The sequence below is a fragment of the Sulfoacidibacillus thermotolerans genome (assembly GCF_003144315.1).
Taxonomy (GTDB): Bacteria; Bacillota; Bacilli; order Alicyclobacillales; family SLC66; genus Sulfoacidibacillus; species Sulfoacidibacillus thermotolerans.
Genome location: NZ_MPDK01000114.1, coordinates 1 through 491 on the forward strand (window position 1 = coordinate 1; position 491 = coordinate 491).

Genomic DNA, 491 nt, shown 5'->3' on the forward strand with positions numbered 1-491 from the left:
ACGATTGTAGAGTGGGATGATATATTTCGTCAATTTACAACACAACAACTCACGATATTCTTTTTGATTGATTTTTTCGGATACTCGCAGAGAGAGGTTGCGGATGCCCTCCAACTCAGCCAACAGCAGGTAAGTCGGTTGCATAAGAAAGTGATCGAGATGCTTCGAAACGAGTGGGCAAGCGAATGAGTGAAACCCTCGTTGAATTATTTGAACGTGCAAAGGCGGATGATAAGGTAGCCTTTGGAGAGATTATTTTGCGATTTGAGCCGTTGATTCGTAGTGTATCGAGAGTAAACGGTGTTTTAAACGAAGATGTGGCGCAAGAAGTACGCGAAGAGTTTCTACAAAAAATCTATGAGCGCGTGGGACAAAAGTAAGTGAAGAGTCAGAGCGATCTATGCGCATCTGGCTCTTTTTATGGATCAAATTTTTTTTGAGAAGGGGGAGTAAAAACAAGGGGTCAAAGCCTCTTTATAGAGTAGGAGGTG

The 491-nt window shown here is 42.6% G+C and carries 2 protein-coding genes; both read left to right on the plus strand.

The window, feature by feature from the left end; all coding sequences use genetic code 11:
• A partial coding sequence (locus tag BM613_RS14730; RefSeq protein WP_146192870.1) for a sigma factor-like helix-turn-helix DNA-binding protein occupies positions 1 to 189 on the plus strand: 189 nt, incomplete at its 5' end.
• A complete protein-coding gene (locus BM613_RS14735) occupies positions 186 to 380 on the plus strand; it encodes a helix-turn-helix domain-containing protein (protein ID WP_109431875.1) in 195 nt (64 codons plus the stop codon). The genes BM613_RS14730 and BM613_RS14735, both read left to right, overlap by 4 nt.
• Positions 381 to 491: the final 111 nt, after the last annotated feature.